Here is a 20,662-nt window from a genome sequence, read left to right on the forward strand (position 1 = left end):
CAATGAGATTGCTCTTTTTTTGTCTTCAATTATTAAAATATTTTTTGGACTTGTCTCATAGAATGTGAAAAGAATTTGCTTTAGACAAGGGGAGGCTACATGAATCGATTTGTAAAAGGGGTCATTCTGCTATCTGTCGCAGCTTTTATTGCGGAGTGTATAGAGTTTTTAGTCAATATGATTTTAGCGAGAGAGCTTGGAGAACATGGAATGGGTTTATATATGAGTATCCTTCCAATCATCATGCTTGTCCTTGTGATCGCCAGTTTAGAGCTGCCAGTCTCCATTTCTAAATTCATTGCAGAATCACATGAGCGTCTCCACAAAAGCATGCTCCGTCATGCCTTTAAAATGACACTTGTGGTGACAAGTACAACAACAGCTATAGCAGCTATTGTACTGCCTTTCATTCCAGTGTTTCAGTCGTATCATCCGCTTATGAAGGGCCTAGTGCTGTCACTTATCCCAATTATTGCGTTTACCTCCATTGCCCGCGGCTATTTTATGGGAAAGCAGCAAATGGGCAGAATTGCTTTAGCCAATATGCTGAAGAAAACGATCCAGCTTATCTGCTTGTTTTTGTTTTTTCATTGGTATTCGTTTGATATTGAAACAGCAGTACTCATCGCCATTGGTGTCATTGTTGCGAGTGATCTTGTTGTCTTTATTTATTTATACTCCCAATACGTCATGGCAAAAAATGCTGTGAATGTCAGGTCTGTTGAATTAAGAGGAAGTGATGTGCGAAAGCGCCTATTAGCCGTTTCCATTCCGACAACGGGCATGCGCATCTTTCATGCGATCGCCAATGCGGTTGAACCATTTTTAATCAAAGGAGCGCTCGTAGCAGCAGGCATTTCTGGAACACTTGCTGTTGATCATTACGGCATGCTGGCTGGTGTCGCAATGTCGATCGGTTTTTTCCCAGCGTTTATCGCTCATTCCATCATGATTGTGATGATTCCGAGTGTCTCTGAAGCCTATGCTTTAGGTCAGTATGATCTTGTGAAAAAACGTGTCAGACAGGCGATTCTTATAACGTTTGGATATGGGGTGCCGGCAGTGATGGTCATGTATTATTTTGCTTACCCGCTCACACAGCTCTTTTTTGATTCACCGCAAGCTGCTGTCTATTTACAGCTGCTATGGCCATACTTTTTATGCCACCTGTTTGTGATGCCGTTTCAAGCGTGTTTAATCGGAATGGGGCTCATCAAAGATGTGTTCCTACATAATATATGGGTGCATGTCGTCTCTTTTTCTATGGTGTATTTCCTCGGTTCAATTGAAAGCTTGAATATGATGGGGGTCATTTTAGGGATGAACACAGGCATGCTGCTGTTGACTGCACTGCATTATGCGACGATTTGTAAGGAGCTCGGCGTTTCAATGTTTCTTACATTGAAAAAAGCTTGAATGTCATCGCCATCGAGAGGGCAAGCTAGAAGAAAACTGGGAAGGAAGATCATGATGAATCGTAAACATCTACCCGCCAGTCTTCTGATGATGACCCTGCTTCTATTTCTAACGAGCACAGCAGCAGAAGCAAAAGAGCCTGTGATGGCGCCAAGGATAGAGGCGCCGACATTAAATGGTGACATGCAGATGGTTCCCGAAAAAGGGAAAAAGACCATTTTGCATTTTTGGACAACATGGTGCCCGTCCTGCAAAATGGAGCTGCCCGAATTTGAACAGATTGTGAAAGAAAATCAGAGTGATGTTGACATATTGACCGTGAATTTACTAGGTGCTGAACAAAGTAAACATGCTGTTGCCCAATTTGTGAAAGATAGAAGGTTTACATTCCCGATCATACTAGATGAACACGGAGAAATGATGAAGAAATATCAAATCATCACCATTCCAACGACCTTTTTGATTAACGAAAAAGGAGAAGTGGTGAAAAATCATGTAGGTCCACTGACGAAAAAACAAATCAAAGAGTGGACAAATTCGTAGAACAAATCCTTTCTGTGAAAGAACCAATTCTGTTGGTTCTTTTTTGTGTTCGTTTGCTTTTCATCTGAATACACTGTGCTCAGAAGAAGACAGAACGGTCTATATCAATAATGATAATTATTATCAAAAAGAAATTATAATAATTATTAATTGAAAATTAATCAGAACCTGTTATAATGAGTGACAGACCAATAAAAAGCTTGAAATAGCAGAAAATATAGATGGAAAAGAAACGGGCAACGATTGATAATATGAAAATGATTATCAATTAGAGAGGAGAAAACAATCATGAATGAGAATACAGCACTTTACCAAACGACAAATCAAAAGGAATCGAAATGGTCCTTACATAAATGGGCACAGCACGGAGAATTAATTGCAGCAGGTATATCGGGGATTCTTATTCTAACTGGATGGATTCTAAAGGATCAGAGCATGTGGAGCATTCCTCTTTTCATCCTAGCATTTGTCATTGGAGGTTTTGCAAAGGCGAAGGAAGGAATTGAAGAAACGATTTCGTCGAAGACCTTAAATGTGGAACTTTTAATGATTTTCGCAGCGATAGGATCAGCTCTGATTGGCTATTGGGCAGAAGGCGCTATCTTAATTTTTATTTTCTCACTGAGTGGTGCGCTTGAAACGTATACGTCAAATAAAAGCAAGAAAGATTTAACAGCATTAATGAGCATTGCACCGGATGAAGCAACTTTAATTGAAGAAGATGGTACGACCATTCAAATCGCCGCTTCATCATTAACACCAGGTGACCGGATTATGGTCAAAGCTGGGGAACGCATTGCAGCAGATGGTGTCATTTTAAGCGGGAGAACAAGTGTGGATGAATCTGCCCTCACAGGCGAATCTGTTCCACAGGAAAAAGGGCAGGGGGAAGACGTATTTGCAGGAACAGTGAATTTAAATGGTTCCTTAACAGTGGAAGTCACGAAACATAATGAAGAAACGCTATTCCATAAAATTATTAAACTTGTTGAATCCGCTCAAGAAAGTGTTTCGCCAAGCCAGGCATTTATCGAAAAATTTGAGGGTGCCTATGTAAAAGGTGTGCTGATTACCGTTGCGGTATTAATGGTTCTGCCTCATTTTGTCCTCGGCTGGAGTATGAGTGAAACCTTCTACCGGGCAATGGTGTTTATGGTCGTTGCTTCACCTTGTGCTCTAGTTGCATCCATCATGCCAGCAGCACTGTCACTGATCTCAAATGGCGCGAGAAATGGAATGCTTGTTAAAGGAAGTGTCTTTTTAGAAAAACTAGGCACAAGCAGCATGATTGCTTTTGATAAAACGGGGACAATTACAAGCGGGAAGCCAGCCGTAGAACAAGTCGTCATGACGAAAGGGCAGGATGAATCTGCTTTTTATCAGGCACTCTATCAAATTGAGAGTCAATCAAACCACCCATTAGCGAAAGCAATTTCTGATATGGCAAAAGAACACCAAACAGAAAGATCAGTCCATGTCACCATTGAAGAAACCTCTGGATTTGGTGTAAAAGCACAATTAAATGGAGAAACGTGGTGGATTGGGAAGAAAGACTTTGCGGGTAAGGCGTCAATCGACCGCGAGATTGAAGAGACAGGTGATGACCTTTCAGCTCAAGGATACACAGTGGTCTACGTTCAAAAGGGTGAAGAAGTTGTTGGCTGTCTTGGCCTTAAGGATCAAATCAGACCTGAAGCCAAAAAAATGATTCAAGAACTAAATGATTTAGGCATCCAAACCGTCATGCTGACAGGAGATCAGCAAAAAACGGCTGAAGCGATTGCGCAGGAAGCCGGTATCCAAACCGTAGTGGCTGAATGTCTTCCAGATGAAAAGGTACATGAGGTCAATCAATTAAAAAAACAAGGTAATTCAATCATCATGGTAGGAGACGGAATCAATGATGCACCAGCGCTCGCCACAGCAGATGTTGGGGTTGCGATGGGCGGAGGCACAGATGTTGCCTTAGAAACAGCGGATCTCATTTTAATGAAGAACAATTTAAGTAACCTAACAAAGATGATCCGTCTTTCAAGAAAAATGAATCGAATCATTAAGCAAAACATTATTTTCTCATTAACGGTGATCTGTCTGTTAATTTGTGCGAATTTCTTACAAGTGCTTGATTTGCCTTTTGGTGTCATCGGGCATGAAGGAAGTACGATTTTGGTCATTTTAAATGGTCTGCGTCTGCTTCGTGCATCTTAAATCAATCATCAGGGCGCACTGGATTCATGCCAGTGCGCTTTTGTGCGAAATACAGCAAAAACTGATACAATAGACCAGTAGTAAAACGTGTGAGGAGGATCATGATGAACCGAATGAAGAGCTTGTCTTCTTGGCTTAAGAAAGAAGACATTCAAGGTGCATTTATACATACAAAGGAAAATGTGTTTTATCTATCTGGATACTTCACAGAGCCGCATGAAAGAGTGATGGGGCTGTTTGTGTTCCAAGAGGCAGAACCATTTTTTATTTTGCCTAAAATGGAAGTCGAGCAGGCAAAAAATGCAGGATGGTCCGGCGATATCATTGGATATGAAGATCATGAGAATCCATTTGATTTCATTCAATCAGCGATAGAAAAACGAGGTATTCAAGCGGCGCGTCTTGCGATTGAAAAAGAATCGATTCCGCTTCAAAGAGCAGAACAGCTCCAAGCTGTCACCGGGGCAGAAACGTTCGTCCGGGCTGAAGATGCGCTCGATCAGCTCAGACTGATCAAAGATGAATCTGAAATTGCTACACTGAAAAAAGCGGCTCAATTGGCAGATGAAGGTGTAAAAATTGGTGTTAACGCCTTAAAAGAAGGAATCACAGAAACAGAAGTGCTCGCTGTCATAGAATATGAACTAAAGAAAAAAGGCATTCAAGGCATGTCCTTTTCAACCATGGTTCTCTTTGGTGAAAAATCAGGCGAGCCTCATGGAAATCCGGGACAGGCAGCCTTAAAAAAAGGCGATTTTGTGTTATTTGACCTTGGCGTCATTGTCGATGGATATTGCTCAGATATCACAAGAACATTTATCTATCAGGAAGCTTCTGAAAAGCAAAAGGACATCTATCAAACCGTCTTAAATGCAGAAATGGCAGCACTTGAAATGAGTAAGCCAGGCGTGAGAATCGGCGATCTTGACTTAAAAGCCCGCGGGCTGATTTCAGAAGCGGGGTATGGTGAATATTTCCCACATCGCCTCGGACATGGGTTAGGGATTTCTGTTCATGAGTTTCCTTCTATGAGTCAGGCAAATGACGACCTTCTGCAAGAAGGTATGGTGTATACGATTGAACCAGGAATTTATGTCCCGGGAGTCGGCGGCGTAAGAATTGAAGATGATGTTCTCATTACGGCAGATGGTCCAGTCACCTTAACCAATTATCCGAAAGAGCTGACGATCATCAAGTAATAAAAAAATCACGATGAACGTCCAGGTCTTGGAAGTGTCATCGTGATTTTTTATCACTCTTCTCGATCCTTATCAACAAAAAAATCATCAATTGATTGAAACGGTTTGATTTTATGTTCTTTTCCTAAAGGATGTAATGCAAAACGAGCAGAAAACAAAACAGTCATACATAATATAATCCATATGATGAAACCCATCTTGAATTCCCCTTTCCATCCCGTGATTTGTTCAGCTCACATACATCTTAAAGTATGAAACGCTTACCATATCAAGAGAAAGTAGGAGAAAAAATGGCAAACATAAGGGAGATTGCGAAAAGAGCGGGCGTATCTGTGACAACCGTATCACGTGTGTTGAATGAGCATCCTTATGTTAAAGAAGAAAAAAGGGAACGTGTTCTACAAGCGATGAAAGAGCTCAAGTATACGAGAAACATCCAGGCGGTTCATTTAGCGAAGGGCTATTCGAATATGCTTGGCATTGTCCTTCCAAACATTGAACACTCTTATTTCAGCACACTCGTCACAGGTATTGCAGAAAAAGCACAGGCGCGCGGTATGCATTTTGCTTTATTTCAAACAGGATATGACCCATTAAAAGAAAAAGAAGCGTTAATGAGTTTAAAAGAACGCCGTGTGGACGGTTTAATATTTTGTTCAAATGCAATAAGTGAAAGGCACATTTTAAAGTGGCAGGAATCAGGACCGATTATATTTTGTCATCCTGCGCTGCACGATCAATGCTCAACCGTGTCGATTGCGCATGATCAAGCATTTAAGGAAGGCCTGTATCATTTGGCGGCATGCGGCCATCAACGAATTGCGATCGTTCTCGCTAGAACAGAAGGAGCGAATAGCGAGTCGCGCCTTCAGGCTTATCAAGACATGATGCAATCGCTCGGGCAGACCATTGATGAGGAATGGATCATCGAAGGGAAGTTATCCCTGCTTGATGGGAAGCAATTATTTGCAGAATGGCAGGAAATGAAAAATCGTCCTACAGCTTTATTCATCACAAATGACGAAGTCTCTGCAGGCTTTTTATTAGAGGCGCAGCGTCATGACATAAAAGTAGGAGAATCACCAGCCATACTCAGCTTTCAAAATAACCAATTGAGTGAGGTTTTGGGGATTTCCAGCATTCATATTCCCCTAAAACAAATGGGACAGGAAGCTTTTGACTTGTTCGACCGGGCATTAAAGGGAGAGAAATCAGAAAAAAGAATGCTGCCATTTCACCTGATTGAGCGGACAACAACCGTTTTGAAAAACAATCGTTGACGCACGTTTCATCTGTTTTGTACGATAAGAGGGATTGAATAAGAAGGAGGTGGGGATGTTCATGGAATCCTTCACCGTTGATAAAGCGTTAAATAATAATGTCATCATCGCAAGACACCCTTCTTTGGGCGAAGTGGTTCTGATTGGGAAAGGGATCGGCTTCGGTAAAAAATCGGGGGATCTTCTCGATCAAGACGTGTTTGAAAAAATGTTTGTGTTAAAAAACACGAAGGAACAAACAGAATATAAACAGCTGCTTCATCATATTGATGAGAACATGATTGAGCTTGCCAATGACGTCATTTATCATATACGAGAAAAAATGGGACAGCGATTGAATGAGCATATACATGTTGCACTGACCGACCATATTGCGTTTAGTTTTAAGCGGGTGCAGCAAGGCTATGATATCACGAACCCTTTTATGCTTGAGACGCAATCGCTTTACCCGAAAGAATACGAGGTTGCAAAGGAAGTCGTTGAACTGATTAACGAGCGGCCAGATGTCGAAACGAAGCTGCCAGAAGGAGAAATTGGCTTTATAGCGCTCCATATCCATTCAGCTTTGACGAATCGGCCTTTATCTGAGGTGAACCGTCATTCGCAGCTCATTACACAAATGGTCCAAGTCATTGAAGATTCATTTCATATGAAAGTAGACAGAGAAAGTATTCATTATTTACGCTTATTACGCCATATTACGTTTTCAATTGAGCGTATTAAACGGGGAGAATCATTAGAGGAGCCAGAAAAATTGCTTCATCTATTGAAAAATGAATATCCTTTATGCTACAATACTGCTTGGAAAATGATCAAAATTTTGCAGCATGCATTGAAAAAGCCTGTACAGGATGCTGAGGCCGTCTACCTGACACTTCATCTGTACAGATTGACAAATAAAATTTCATAGTTTCCTTGAAACGTGTAACTGATTCGATCAGGCATGAGTGACTTAAGGTAAATACAGGATAAGATCCTGTTATTTGCGCAACCTTATATCACCATGCCTTTTTTTGCGTTTGAAAGTGAAATGTAAACGGTTAATTATGAAATGTACGTCAGGGAGCATCCCAAATGTATGTTGTAAGCGAAAACAAAAGGAGGTTCAACCAGTGTTTAAATCACTTTTTGGTGTGTTGCAAAAAATTGGACGAGCACTCATGCTTCCAGTTGCGATCCTTCCTGCTGCCGGTATTTTACTAGCACTTGGGAATGCGATGCAAAATCCGCAGCTGATTGATGTAGCTCAATTTTTAAGCAACGATACAATTCAGCTTGTTGCAAGTGTCATGGAGAATGCGGGGAACATCGTCTTCTCGAATCTTCCGCTATTATTTGCTGTAGGGGTTGCCATCGGTCTTGCCAATGGAGACGGAGTGGCAGGAATTGCCGCTATCATCGGTTATCTTGTCATGAACGTAACGATGAGTGCCGTATTAATGGCCAACGGATCCATTCCATCCGATTCACTCAAACTAGCCCAGTTCTTCAAGGAAAGCCATCCAGCATATATTAATATGCTCGGTATACCGACCTTGTCTACCGGCGTTTTTGGCGGGATTATCGTCGGGGTATTAGCAGCTTATATGTATAATAAATTTTACAAAATTGAGCTCCCGCAATATCTTGGCTTCTTTGCTGGTAAGCGTTTTGTTCCAATCGTTACTTCTATTTCAGCACTTATTTTAGGGCTATTGATGCTAGTCATTTGGCCGCCAATCCAAGGTGCACTGAACTCATTTTCAACAGGACTGCTCGCAGCGAATGAGCCGCTGGCTGCCTTTGTATTCGGTGTCATTGAACGATCATTAATTCCGTTTGGTCTGCACCACATTTTCTACTCACCATTCTGGTATGAGTTCTTTAGCTACAAGAGCTTGTCAGGAGAGCTTGTCCGTGGTGACCAGCGTATTTTCATGGCGCAAATTAAAGATGGTGTTCAGCTGACAGCTGGTACATTCATGACAGGGAAATATCCGTTCATGATGTTCGGTCTTCCAGCAGCAGCACTTGCGATTTACCATGAAGCAAAACCAAAGAATAAAAAGCTAGTAGCAGGAATAATGGGATCAGCGGCCCTTACTTCTTTCCTAACAGGGATCACTGAACCGCTTGAATTCTCATTCTTGTTTGTTGCACCAGTATTATTTGCGATTCACTGTGTATTCGCTGGATTATCCTTTATGATAATGGATATTCTAAACGTGAAAATCGGGATGACCTTCTCAGGAGGGTTAATCGACTTCTTCCTATTTGGTATCCTGCCAAATAGAACCGCTTGGTGGCTCGTCATTCCAGTAGGTCTTGTCCTTGCTGTCATTTACTACTTCGGATTTAGATTCGCCATTCGCAAATTTAATCTGAAAACGCCAGGCCGCGAGGATGAAGCAGCAGACGGAGCAAGTGAGGCGAAGTCTGAAAAAGGTAATGACTTGCCTTATGAAATCCTTGAAGCAATGGGTGATCAAGAAAACATTAAGCACCTTGATGCTTGTATCACGCGTTTACGTGTTACTGTCAATGATCAGAAGAAAGTGGACAAGGACCGCTTGAAAAAGCTTGGCGCTTCAGGTGTTCTCGAAGTAGGGAACAACATCCAGGCAATCTTTGGACCGCGCTCTGATAATTTAAAAACACAAATGCAGGACATCATTGCAGGCCGCACGCCTCGTCCAGCGAAAGACCCTTCCGCAAAAGAAGAAGTCAGCCAGCAGGTCGAAGAAGTCATTGCAAAGCCGCTTCAAAATGAGCAAGGGGAAGAAATTTTTGCTTCACCAATTACAGGGGAGCTTCATCCAATTACAGATGTACCAGATCAAGTATTCTCAGGGAAAATGATGGGTGACGGTTTCGCCATCTTGCCAACAGATGGAACGGTTGTTTCACCGGTAAGAGGGAAGATCTTAAATGTGTTCCCGACGAAACACGCCATTGGCCTGCAATCTGATGGTGGACTTGAAATTTTGATCCACTTCGGAATTGATACGGTCGGCCTCAAAGGAGAAGGGTTTGAAGCATTTGTACAAGAGGGAGATCAAGTAGAAATCGGTCAAAAACTTTTAGAGGTTGATATTGATAAAATTAAGTCTGAAGTACCATCTTTGATGACTCCAATTGTATTTACCAACTTAAGTGAAGGACAATTTATTGACCTTCAAGCATCCGGTGAAATCAAAGCTGGACAAGAAAACATCATGAAAATTTCAAAATAATTTTCATAACTGCCGTTCTTGTTAGATGACAAGCTCGGCAGTATGATATAATATTGTGGATGTATTAATTGTATAAAAAGGAGATTGATAAAAATGGCTCAACAAACATTCAAAGTAACTGCAGATTCTGGAATTCACGCACGTCCTGCAACAGTTCTTGTACAAACTGCTAGTAAATATGATGCTGATATCAACTTAGAATATAATGGTAAAACAGTGAACCTGAAATCTATTATGGGTGTAATGTCTCTAGGAATTGCGAAAGGTGCTACAATCACAATCTCTGCTTCTGGTTCTGATGAAAATGATGCACTTGCTGCGCTTAAAGACACAATGAAAAGTGAAGGCCTAGGCGAGTAATGCAACAACTGAAAGGAATCGGTGCTTCAGCAGGCGTTGCGATTGCAAAAGCGTATCGTCTGGAAGAACCAGATTTAACAGTTCACCAAAAAGACATCAATGATCCAGAGACAGAAGTGAAGCGTTTTGAAGAAGCAATTCATGTTTCTAAACAAGAACTTGAAGCAATTAAAGAGCATGCGCTAAAAGAGCTTGGCCAAGACAAAGCAGATATCTTTTCTGCCCACCTTCTTGTGTTAAGTGATCCTGAACTGCTAAGCCCAGTAAAGGATAAAATCAAATCTGATAAAGTAAATGCTGAATTTGCTTTAAAAGAAACAGCGACGATGTTTGTCACAATGTTCGAAGCAATGGACAATGAATACATGAAGGAACGTGCGGCGGATATTCGCGACGTAACGAAACGTGTGACTGGACATTTGCTAGGCGTTGACATTCCAAACCCAAGCATGATTTCTGAAGAAGTCATCATCATTGCTGAAGATTTAACACCTTCTGATACTGCTCAGCTGAACAGACAATTTGTCAAAGGCTTTGCAACAGATATCGGCGGTCGTACTTCTCACTCAGCGATCATGGCAAGATCTATGGAGATTCCAGCAGTTGTTGGGACAAAAGAAGCAACAAAAACGGTGAAAAACGATGATCTGATCATTGTGGATGGTATTACTGGAGACGTCATCATTCAGCCTTCTGAAGATGAAGTGAAAGCGTATCAAAAAAAGCATGAAGACTACTTAGCTCAAAAAGCGGAATGGGCGAAACTTGTTGATCAGCCAACGGTTACAAAAGACGGCGTTCACGTAGAGCTAGCTGCAAATATCGGAACACCTGAAGATGTAAAAGGTGTACTTGAAAATGGCGGCGAAGCAGTCGGATTGTACCGTACTGAATTTTTATACATGGGCAGAGACCAGCTTCCTACAGAAGAAGAGCAGTTCGATGCGTATAAAACAGTTTTAGAGAAGATGGAAGGGAAAGCAGTGGTTGTCCGCACACTAGATATTGGTGGCGATAAAGAACTTCCTTACTTGCAGCTTCCAAAAGAAATGAACCCGTTCCTTGGCTATAGAGCCATTCGCCTTTGCCTGGAAGAGCAGGAGATTTTCAGAACACAACTACGCGCCTTACTTCGTGCAAGTACATATGGAAACTTGAAAATCATGTTCCCTATGATCGCGACGTTATCAGAATTTAGAGAAGCAAAAGCCATTTTACTTGAAGAAAAAGAAGCATTAGTTGCCGCTGGTACAGACGTTTCTGATTCGATTGAAATCGGAATGATGGTAGAAATTCCATCAACAGCTGTCATCGCAGACCAATTTGCAAAAGAGGTAGATTTCTTCAGTATTGGAACGAATGATTTGATTCAATACACAATGGCTGCTGATCGAATGAACGAACGAGTGTCTTACCTTTACCAGCCTTACAACCCAGCGATTTTACGTCTTATTACGCTTGTGATCGAAGCAGCGCATAAAGAGGGTAAATGGGTCGGCATGTGCGGTGAGATGGCAGGAGATGAAATCGCAATCCCGCTACTACTTGGATTAGGATTAGATGAATTCTCAATGAGTGCAACATCCATTCTTCCAGCTAGAACGCAGCTAAGCAAGCTTTCTAAAGAAGAAGCTGCGTCATTTAAAGAGCATATTTTATCACTTAGCACAACAGAAGAAGTGGTTGATTTCGTCAAGAAGACGTTTCAACAGAACTAAGTGAATGAAAACCAGACAGGTGAAACTGTCTGGTTTTTTTGTCGAATTTTATCATATTGAGTCATATTGGGCAGTGAGAAGGGCACCCTATAATTAAAAAATGGAGGTGACCAGATTGCCTTTCTCAGACTACAAACCGGGTGATCAAGTATATGTGATTTATCGAAATCCACATGCTGCAAACGTAGCACAAATTAAAGAAGCAGAAATTGTTTCACATCCATACAACGAAGAAGAGCTTGCCCTCTTTTTGCTTGAAACGTATCATCCACTAGCACCAGATGATGCTGTTTTTCCAACATATGAAGAAGCAGAAGCTCTTTATCAAGACTTGTTTGAATAAGGGAGATTTTAGAAAGGATAAAAGCCATCCTGTGCGGTTAAAGTAACGGTATGAAAACCTTAAAGGTAAGGATGTGCTTAATATGATCAAACCTTTCGTTCCCCAGCTTGTTTACATTGAACCCCGGGCGTTAGAGTACCCGTTAGGACGAGAGCTGAAGGAAAAGTTTGAGGGTATGGGAATCGAAATAAGAGAAACGACTTCACACAACCAGGTCAGAAATATTCCGGGAAAAAATGACTTGCAAAAATATCGTAACGCAAAGTCAACGCTTGTCATTGGTGTAAGAAAGACATTGAAGTTTGACTCGTCTAAACCATCTGCAGAGTATGCGATCCCATTTGCAACAGGATGTATGGGGCATTGTCATTATTGCTATTTGCAAACAACAATGGGAAGTAAGCCGTACATCCGAACGTACGTCAATGTAGAAGAAATATTAGATCAGGCTGAGCAGTATATGAACGAGCGCGCTCCGGATATCACGAGATTTGAAGCATCATGTACTTCAGACATCGTAGGAATTGACCATTTGACACATACACTCAAACGAGCGATTGAATACTTCGGGCAGACGGACCTAGGAAAACTTCGCTTCGTCACGAAATTCCATCATGTCGATCATCTGTTAGATGCAAAGCATAACGGCCGGACAAGATTCCGTTTTAGTATCAATGCCGATTATGTCATTAAATATTTCGAGCCTGGCACATCACCGCTAGATCAGCGGATTGAAGCGGCTGTTAAGGTTGCAAAGGCAGGCTATCCTCTAGGCTTTATTATTGCCCCAATCTACATCCACGAAGGCTGGCAGGAAGGGTATAAAGTTCTTTTTGAGAAGCTTGATGCAGCTCTTCCTGAAGATGTGAGAGACGATATCACCTTTGAGATGATTCAGCATCGCTTTACAAAACCAGCAAAGCGTGTGATTCAAAAAAACTATCCGAAATCAAAATTAGAATTAGACGAAGAAAAAAGAAGATACAAATGGGGAAGATATGGGATAGGAAAATATATCTATCAAAAAGATGAGGAACAAGAACTAAGAGAGGCTTTAGAGTCATATATAGATCAGTACTTTCCTTCTGCAAAAATTGAATATTTTACTTAAAACAAGCCTATATGGCTTGTTTTTTCTATTTAAATTTTCTTACAACTATTGAATGCGGTATCATTTTGCCGATATATAAATTAAGGTGTGAAAGTAGATGTAGGGGTGATGAGATGTTTAAGAAACTTCAAGTGAGAATAGCTGTTTTCATCTCAGTTATTTTAATTTTAACCGTCGTGGCTGTTCAAGTGGGTTCCAACTTAGTGTTAAGACCACTGATTGAACGAGATGCAAAAACCACCGCAGCAGCAACGGCAGAAAGTATGAGAGACATTATTACAGAAAAGCTTGATAATTACGGCAATACAATTAATAAACTCGCAACAAGTACAATGACTGAAGAATTTGCGCGAAAACAAACCAAGCAAACATTGGCTTTTGAAAACGATGAACTAAAAAACATGCAGGAACAGGATAAACTCATTTCGTTTGCCTATATAGGTACAAGTGACGGAAAAATGTTCGGCTTTCCGGAGTTCGATCTTGGCGAAGGGTATGATCCATCGAAACAAGGCTGGTTTAAACAAGCAGCCGAAAAGCCTGATCAGGTCGTTTGGACAGATCCATATGTTGATGAAGCAACGAAAAAAATGATTGTCTCAGCCACGAAGGCGATTGTCAAAAATGGAAAAGTCATTGGGGTCGCTGGACTTGATTTGAAGCTGTCCTCCATTCAAACGTATATAAATGAACAAGAGATTCCTTATAAGGGGACCGCTTTCTTAGTTGATGGCACAGGCACCCTTTTGGCGCATCCAACAGAGCAAGGAAAAAACATATCAAAGGTCGCTTCTGTGAAAAAAGCGCTTGACAACTCAGGTGTTGATGACAGCAAAGAACTGACGGTCCTATCTAAAATCAAAGAAGCCGATTGGACGGTTGGTGTCAGCTTTGAGAAAAGTAAACTGCTTTGGATCACAGAAAAAATGAATCAGACAAGTATCATTATATCCGTCATTGCCATTATTCTTGCGATGATCCTCAGCTTCTTATTGGCAAGAAGCATTACAACGCCAATCAAGCGTCTAATAGAGCACGCTCGTAAGGTGTCAGAAGGCGATTTAACAAGCACGCTTGAAACGAAGTCCCAAGATGAAATTGGTTTCCTCACGAAAAGCTTCAATCAAATGACCGAGGATATCAGGGAGTTAATTGAAAAAGTGAAAGGGGCTTCAGATCAAGTTGTGAAATCAGCAGATGAAGTGACCCACATTTCAAATGAGACTTTGCTGTCTAGCGAACAGATTGCAACGGCCATTCAAGAGGTGGCAACAGGAGCGACTAAGCAGGCATCAGATGCAGAAACGATTAATGAAAAATCAGAGCATTTGTATGAGAAAGTACGTCATATGGGTGAGCTTGCCACGCAAATGCAGACCAACTCAAAATCATCTGAAGATGCCAGCTATAAAGGACTTGACGCACTTGGTGTGCTCGTCCAAAAATCAACACAAGCGAACGAAGAATCGAAAAAGGTAGAGCAAATGCTGCTAGACCTTGAGCATAAAACGAAAAATATTGAAAACGTCGTGACTGCTATTTCTGAAATCTCGGATCAAACGAATTTACTTGCACTGAATGCAAGCATTGAAGCAGCGAGAGCAGGAGAAAGTGGACGAGGATTTGCTGTAGTTGCAGAAGAAGTGAGAAAGCTTGCTGAACAATCTGCGCAGTCAACAAAACATATTAGTGAAACCGTCAAACTCATTCAAGATGAATCGAAGAAGGCGGCTGAAGCGATGACAACAGCAAGTAAAATGAATGAGGAACAAGGTGCCGCCATCAATGCAACAGGTGAGGCACTCAGCAGCATCACAATGGAAATGCAGGCACTTGTCGGTTCAATCGACAGCATTCATACACAGATCAATGAAATGACAGAAGAACAGCAGAAGATGAGTGACTCGATTCAAAGCATTGCTGCCATTTCAGAAGAATCTGCTGCCTCAGCTGAGGAAGTGCATGCGTCTACAGATGAACAAGTTCAAGCGTTAGAAAGAACGAAAACTTCAACTGAAATGCTGAACGAATCAAGCCAGGCACTGCGTCAGGCGGTTGACCGATTTAAGGTGTAATGAGCGGAAAGGAACCTTGCGATGTGAGCAAGGTTCTTTTTGTATGATAAAATAAACGAGAGGAGGTGTTGACATGGATGTCAATCTAACTGGAAAAAAAGCATTGGTAGCTGCAAGCAGTCAAGGTATCGGAAAAGCGATTGCCTTTGCTCTAGCAAAAGAAGGAGCAGATGTGATGCTCTCGGGAAGACATGAACAGAAGCTGAAAGAAACAGTCAACGAGCTGTCTCCGCTTGTTAAAGGACAGCTGACTTATCAAGTATGTGATGTATCTGACGCCGGGCAAATCAAGGCGCTTGTTCAAGCGGCGGCCGGTGATGAGAAGTGTCTAGACATTCTTGTGAACAATACAGGCGGGCCAAAAACAGGGACGCTTGACACCTTAACAGATGAAGATTGGATCGAATCATTTCAGCTTCATTTACTCAGCTATATTCGATTATTAAAAGAGGCATTGCCTTATTTGAAAAAAAGCGGCGCACGTGTGTTAAATATTGCGTCAATGTCAGTGAAAGAACCGATACCGGGCTTGATGCTGTCGAATACATTTAGACCTGCCATTGCCGGCTGGACAAAAACAGCCGCTCAGGAGCTTGCGAAGGATGGCATTTTGATCAATACGTTAGCACCGGGAAAAATTGAAACAGACCGTGTGAAACAGCTGGAAAAGCACCGAGCACAAAGAGAGAATCAAACGGTTGAAGAAATCAAAGCACAGGCTGAACGAGCGATCCCGCTTGGCCGTTACGGACAGCCAGAGGAATTTGCAGCATATGCAGTGTTTCTTTTATCTGAAGCCAATACATATATGACAGGTCAAACACTGATCATTGATGGTGGATTGACAAAGTCTCTTTAAGGAGGAACAAGTGATGGCACAAATCAAAACAGTTGGTTTTATAGGAATCGGTGTAATGGGACGCAGTATGGCAGGGCATTTAATGGATGCAGGCTATGAAGTTATCGTTTATACAAGAACGAAAGCAAAAGCAGAAGCATTGATTCAAAAAGGGGCATCATGGAAGCCGGCAGTAAAAGAGATTGCAGAAAGTGCAGATGCCGTCATCACAATGGTGGGATATCCATCGGATGTAGAAGAGATCTATTTAGGTGAAGATGGGCTTGTGGCACATGCCGCTCCAGGTACATATCTCATTGATATGACGACATCGAAGCCTCAGCTTGCAAAAGAAATTGAGCTGAAAGCGAAGGAAAGAGGTGTATATGCATTAGATGCACCTGTATCAGGCGGAGACATAGGAGCCCAAAATGGCACGCTGGCCATTATGATCGGCGGAGAAAGGTCAGCCTATGAAGCCTGTCTGCCGCTATTTAAGCAAATGGGTGAAAACATTCAATATCAAGGACCGGCAGGAAGCGGTCAGCATACAAAAATGTGTAACCAAATTGCCATTGCAGCGGGGATGGTCGGTGTCGCAGAGGCAATGGCCTATGCCGAAAAATCAGGGCTTGATCCAGAGCAGGTGCTCAAAAGCATCACAACAGGTGCAGCCGGCAGCTGGTCCTTGTCAAATCTTGCACCAAGAATGCTGAAAGGCGATTTCGAGCCAGGGTTTTATGTGAAACATTTTATCAAGGATATGGGCATTGCACTTGAAGAAGCAGAGCTGATGGGGGAAGAAATGCCAGGGCTCTCACTTGCGAAGTCACTTTATGAAAAGCTGAGCGAACAGGGTGAAGAAAACAGCGGGACCCAGAGCATCTATAAATTATGGGTCAAATAAATAAACTGCCCCGCCTAGGTGGAATAGTTTGCAGCTTTAAACAAACTCTCAAAACAAACTAAAAACCTGTCCCACATAGGGACAGGTTTTTTTGATATTATTTTCCGATGAATTGCTGCGTCCAGTAGTTGCCAGATTTCACATAACCAACACCGATATGTGTATAGCTTTTGTTTAAAATGTTCGCTCTGTGGCCTTCACTGTTCATCCATGCTGTCACAACTTCTTGAGGGGATCTTTGACCTTGGGCAATGTTTTCACCTGCTGATTTGTAAGTGATACCGAATTGCTTCATTTGATCAAATGGAGATCCATAAGTTGGGCTTGTATGAGAGAAATAGTTTTTATCTTTCATATCTTGAGATTTTGCGCGAGCAGATTTGCTTAATTTAGAATCAACAGAAAGTGCCTTTAAGCCTTGCTTTGCACGCTCTTTATTTGTCAGCTCAACCACTTCTTTTTCAAATGCATTTAAGCTGCTGTCTGCTTTTGATGCCGCTGTGTCTTTTTGGTCAGCTTTAGTGTTGCTGTTTGTGTTTTCTTTTGCTGGAGTGCTTGGCTTAGAAGCAGTTGGTTTTTTCACTGATTCTTGTTTTTGTTCTTGTTTTGCTTTGTTTACTTCTTTCACTACTTTTGTTCCAGTAACAGGTTGACCGCTTTTGATCAGTTTGTTTAATAGAGCTTCGATCTCTTTTTGATTCGACTTGCTTAGCTTGTTTACATCTGAAGAGATATGTAATTTTGCTGCTAGTGTATGAAGATCAATGGCTTGATGCTGTACATTTATTACTTGTTTCAGGTTAAGCTCCTTCGCATCAGCTGAATGTCCTCCAGTGAATGTGATGAGTGCAGCAGCTGTCAGCGCTGAAAAAAAGAATGATTTCTTCTTCATATTGTAACTCCTCCTAAAATCTTTGTTTTGTTTTCTCACAAAAAATCATAACATGGACTTTTTGTTATAAACGTACCAGCATCCTCCATTGACAATGCCAGTTTGTCATTTTTGTTAAAGTCATCGTAAGAGCCGCTTCATATCAAAGGATAGGGAATTCTTCCATTTAAAGAAAACGACATAAACATACCAATATTTTAAAGTGTTAGTATATTTTTTTGCAGATTAGGGATTGACAGCTTTTTTTCACTCGTTTCGCTGTAACAACTATTACAAAAGTGTTACAATAATGAGTGGTAATTGTAAAAGATTGAAAAGGATGAGAGGAGCTACATAAGTGGGAGAGAAACAGCATCAAGGTGCTGCCGAGCAAAAAAGAATGAAGCGCCGGAACGCCTGGAGAATTAATCTCTTTTTCTTCGCTGTATTTAGTTTATTTGCTGGACTTGTGATCAAGCTTGGTGTGCTGCAAATCGTCAATGGTGAAGATTATAAAAAGCAAGCCAACCGAACAGAGGTCAAAACAGCATCATACCCGTCTCCAAGAGGAAAAATGTATGACGCGAGAGGAAGAGTCGTCGTTGATAACGAAAGTGTGCCTGCCATCGTTTATACATCAGAAAGCGGTGTGAAAGCGGAGGATAAGATTAAGGTAGCAAGAAAACTTGCGACTTATATAAAAATGGATACTGATTTTTTGAGAGAGCGTGACATTCGGGATTTTTGGCTGGCGAGTCATCCGAAAGAAGCGGATAAACTCATTTCAAAAGCGGAGAAAAAAGATATCGATGCAAAGGATGTCTATCCGCTTCAAGTAGAGCGTGTCCCAAAGAAAGAAGTCAAGGCCATCGAAAAGGATGCAGAGGAAAAAGCTGTTGCAGCGATCTACCGTAGATTTACAGGCGGATATGCCTTTGAGCCCCAAATCGTGAAGGCAATGGACCCAAACGAAGAGAAAAAAGGGGACGAAAAAGTGGCTTTACTCGATGAAACGAAAGAATCAAAACAGACTTCATCCGTGAGTTTGACATATGAAGAGATTTCACTTGTCTCAGAGCATCTTGATGAACTGCCTGGTGTGAACGTCATCAACGACTGGACAAGAAAATATCCGTATGAAAAGACCCTTTATAATGTACTTGGCGGTGTGACGACACCAGAGCAAGGAATTATTAAAGAACGTGAAGATTACTATATGGCAAGAGGCTACTCGCGAAATGACCGGGTAGGGAAGAGCTATTTAGAATATCAATACGAGGATTTTCTAAACCCAGAGAAAGCGACCGTTCAATATACACAGGTTGGCGGGAAGCTGCTCGATGAAATCAAGCGGACAGAAGGACGAAGAGGACTTGATCTTGCGCTGACATTTGATATGGAGCTGCAAAAGGAAGTCGACAAAATTGTTGAATCAGAGCTTAGATCTGCCAGCGCGAGAAACTATATGATGGATCGTGCCTTTGTCGTCATGATGGACCCTCACACAGGGGATGTTCTCGCCATGTCGGGCAAGAAAATGGACGGCAGAGACGTTACAGATTATGCGATCGGAACATTTACGACCCAGTACGAAATGGGCTCTGTTGTCAAAGGAGCCACAGTACTTGGCGGTTATCAGGACGGGATGTCACACAACCAAGCCTATATGGATACACCGCTCTATTTTGCAGGAAGTAATGGAAAGCCGAAACAGTCTTACAAAGTTCTTGGATGGGTTAACGACATTCAAGCACTCCAAAAAAGTTCCAACGTCTACATGTTCCAAGTAGCGATGAGAATGGCGGGCATCACCTATCAAAAGGATGGTCCGTTACCTGCAAGGCCTGAACACTTACAAAAAATGAGAAACTACTATGCGCAATTCGGTCTTGGCGTGAAAACGGGGATCGATCTGCCGCAGGAATCAAGCGGGATGCAGACGCATCCTAAGACGGTCGGCGGACTCTTGCTTGATGAAGCAATTGGTCAGTATGACACGTATACACCGCTTCAAGTGGCGCAATACATGTCGACGATCGCCAATGGAGGCAGCCGTATTCAGCCAAGAGTAGTGAAAAGTGTTCATCTTCCAACGAAGAATGATGAAGTAGGCCCAGTCGTAAAAAAATATGAGCCGAAGGTGCTGAATACGATTAACAACTCGAAAGCAGATATTGACCGCGTAAAAACGGGACTGAAAATGGTCACATCAACAGGCGGAACTGCCGCTGGCCGGTTTGGTCAGCATGATGTCGCAGGAAAAACGGGTACAGCACAAACCTTCTACTATGGCGCCAACCGCAGCTGGTGGGGAAATTCAACATACAACTTAACCTTTGGAGGATATTATCCTTCTTCTAATCCAGAGGTAGCCTTTAGTGTCGTGACACCTTATGTTTCAGATAAAGATCCTGTCATCAAAAACATCCCAAGTAAAATTGTGGATAAGTACGTTGAATTGCAAAAGAAATATGAAAAACAATAAACCGCAGGGAGCACAGCAGCAGAAAGTGCTCCCTTTTTGCTGAATTTATGGACGTTTCCCTCGATGACAGAAGGAAAATACGGGTTTTCTAGCGAA

Annotated in this window: 17 protein-coding genes; 15 read left to right on the top strand and 2 right to left on the bottom strand. The window is 41.9% G+C overall.

All coding sequences use genetic code 11. The features are described from left to right. The first annotated feature begins 99 nt into the window (after positions 1-99). The 4 genes from MHB69_RS06455 to MHB69_RS06470 all read left to right on the top strand — a co-directional run bounded on the left by MHB69_RS06455 (position 100) and on the right by MHB69_RS06470 (position 5,366). On the top strand, positions 100-1,416 hold the full coding sequence (locus tag MHB69_RS06455) for a polysaccharide biosynthesis protein (protein ID WP_024424690.1): 1,317 nt from the start codon (positions 100-102) through the stop codon (positions 1,414-1,416). 54 nt (positions 1,417-1,470) lie between these two features. Beyond that, positions 1,471-1,959 (top strand): endospore biogenesis thiol-disulfide oxidoreductase StoA, encoded by a 489-nt coding sequence (gene stoA / locus MHB69_RS06460; protein ID WP_034281555.1) that lies wholly within the window; start codon positions 1,471-1,473, stop codon positions 1,957-1,959. A gap of 288 nt (positions 1,960-2,247) precedes the next feature. Next, positions 2,248-4,167: a heavy metal translocating P-type ATPase gene (locus tag MHB69_RS06465; RefSeq protein ID WP_342496091.1), complete on the top strand. Its 1,920-nt coding sequence runs from the start codon at positions 2,248-2,250 to the stop codon at positions 4,165-4,167. A gap of 104 nt (positions 4,168-4,271) precedes the next feature. Continuing rightward, a complete protein-coding gene (locus MHB69_RS06470; protein WP_034281559.1) occupies positions 4,272-5,366 on the top strand; it encodes a Xaa-Pro peptidase family protein in 1,095 nt (364 codons plus the stop codon). 53 nt (positions 5,367-5,419) lie between these two features. Here MHB69_RS06470 and MHB69_RS06475 read toward each other — a convergent pair whose 3' ends face one another. Next, positions 5,420-5,563: a hypothetical protein gene (locus MHB69_RS06475; protein ID WP_162842493.1), complete on the bottom strand. Its 144-nt coding sequence runs from the start codon at positions 5,561-5,563 to the stop codon at positions 5,420-5,422. A 93-nt stretch (positions 5,564-5,656) separates the two neighbouring features. Here MHB69_RS06475 and MHB69_RS06480 point away from each other — a divergent pair, with 93 nt between their 5' ends. The 10 genes from MHB69_RS06480 (at position 5,657) to MHB69_RS06525 (ending at position 17,210) form a co-directional block, all read left to right on the top strand. After that, on the top strand, positions 5,657-6,646 hold the full coding sequence (locus MHB69_RS06480) for a LacI family DNA-binding transcriptional regulator (RefSeq protein ID WP_342496092.1): 990 nt from the start codon (positions 5,657-5,659) through the stop codon (positions 6,644-6,646). Between the two features lie 55 nt (positions 6,647-6,701). Continuing rightward, the gene (locus tag MHB69_RS06485; RefSeq protein ID WP_024424695.1) at positions 6,702-7,556 is read left to right on the top strand and encodes a transcription antiterminator; all 855 of its coding nucleotides are present in this window, start codon (positions 6,702-6,704) and stop codon (positions 7,554-7,556) included. Positions 7,557-7,758: 202 nt separating this feature from the next. Next, positions 7,759-9,858 (top strand): glucose-specific PTS transporter subunit IIBC, encoded by a 2,100-nt coding sequence (ptsG, locus tag MHB69_RS06490; protein WP_024424696.1) that lies wholly within the window; start codon positions 7,759-7,761, stop codon positions 9,856-9,858. Between the two features lie 93 nt (positions 9,859-9,951). Continuing rightward, positions 9,952-10,218 carry a phosphocarrier protein HPr gene (locus tag MHB69_RS06495; protein ID WP_003211078.1) on the top strand — a complete coding sequence of 89 codons (267 nt, stop codon included), beginning with the start codon at positions 9,952-9,954 and terminating at the stop codon, positions 10,216-10,218. Continuing rightward, positions 10,218-11,936 carry a phosphoenolpyruvate--protein phosphotransferase gene (gene ptsP / locus MHB69_RS06500; protein WP_041106058.1) on the top strand — a complete coding sequence of 573 codons (1,719 nt, stop codon included), beginning with the start codon at positions 10,218-10,220 and terminating at the stop codon, positions 11,934-11,936. The genes MHB69_RS06495 and ptsP overlap by 1 nt, the downstream gene beginning before the upstream one ends. A gap of 100 nt (positions 11,937-12,036) precedes the next feature. Beyond that, on the top strand, positions 12,037-12,279 hold the full coding sequence (locus MHB69_RS06505; RefSeq protein ID WP_044331928.1) for a transcriptional regulator SplA domain-containing protein: 243 nt from the start codon (positions 12,037-12,039) through the stop codon (positions 12,277-12,279). Between the two features lie 82 nt (positions 12,280-12,361). Continuing rightward, entirely contained in the window at positions 12,362-13,390 is a 1,029-nt protein-coding gene (splB, locus tag MHB69_RS06510) for a spore photoproduct lyase (protein ID WP_342496093.1), read from the top strand. Between the two features lie 113 nt (positions 13,391-13,503). Further along, complete coding sequence (locus tag MHB69_RS06515; protein ID WP_335370593.1) at positions 13,504-15,465, top strand: methyl-accepting chemotaxis protein; 1,962 nt, start codon at positions 13,504-13,506, stop codon at positions 15,463-15,465. 73 nt (positions 15,466-15,538) lie between these two features. Beyond that, positions 15,539-16,324, top strand: a complete 786-nt coding sequence (locus MHB69_RS06520; RefSeq protein WP_342496094.1) for an SDR family oxidoreductase — start codon at positions 15,539-15,541, stop codon at positions 16,322-16,324. Positions 16,325-16,337: 13 nt separating this feature from the next. Then, positions 16,338-17,210 (top strand): NAD(P)-dependent oxidoreductase, encoded by an 873-nt coding sequence (locus tag MHB69_RS06525; protein WP_061109765.1) that lies wholly within the window; start codon positions 16,338-16,340, stop codon positions 17,208-17,210. A 97-nt stretch (positions 17,211-17,307) separates the two neighbouring features. Here MHB69_RS06525 and MHB69_RS06530 read toward each other — a convergent pair whose 3' ends face one another. Beyond that, complete coding sequence (locus tag MHB69_RS06530; protein WP_061109766.1) at positions 17,308-18,102, bottom strand: CAP domain-containing protein; 795 nt, start codon at positions 18,100-18,102, stop codon at positions 17,308-17,310. Positions 18,103-18,439: 337 nt separating this feature from the next. Here MHB69_RS06530 and MHB69_RS06535 point away from each other — a divergent pair, with 337 nt between their 5' ends. Next, positions 18,440-20,566, top strand: a complete 2,127-nt coding sequence (locus MHB69_RS06535) for a penicillin-binding protein 2 (protein WP_101677255.1) — start codon at positions 18,440-18,442, stop codon at positions 20,564-20,566. Positions 20,567-20,662: the final 96 nt, after the last annotated feature.

The sequence above is a fragment of the Bacillus sp. FSL K6-0994 genome, from assembly GCF_038630815.1.
In the GTDB taxonomy this organism is placed as follows: domain Bacteria; phylum Bacillota; class Bacilli; order Bacillales; family Bacillaceae; genus Bacillus; species Bacillus safensis.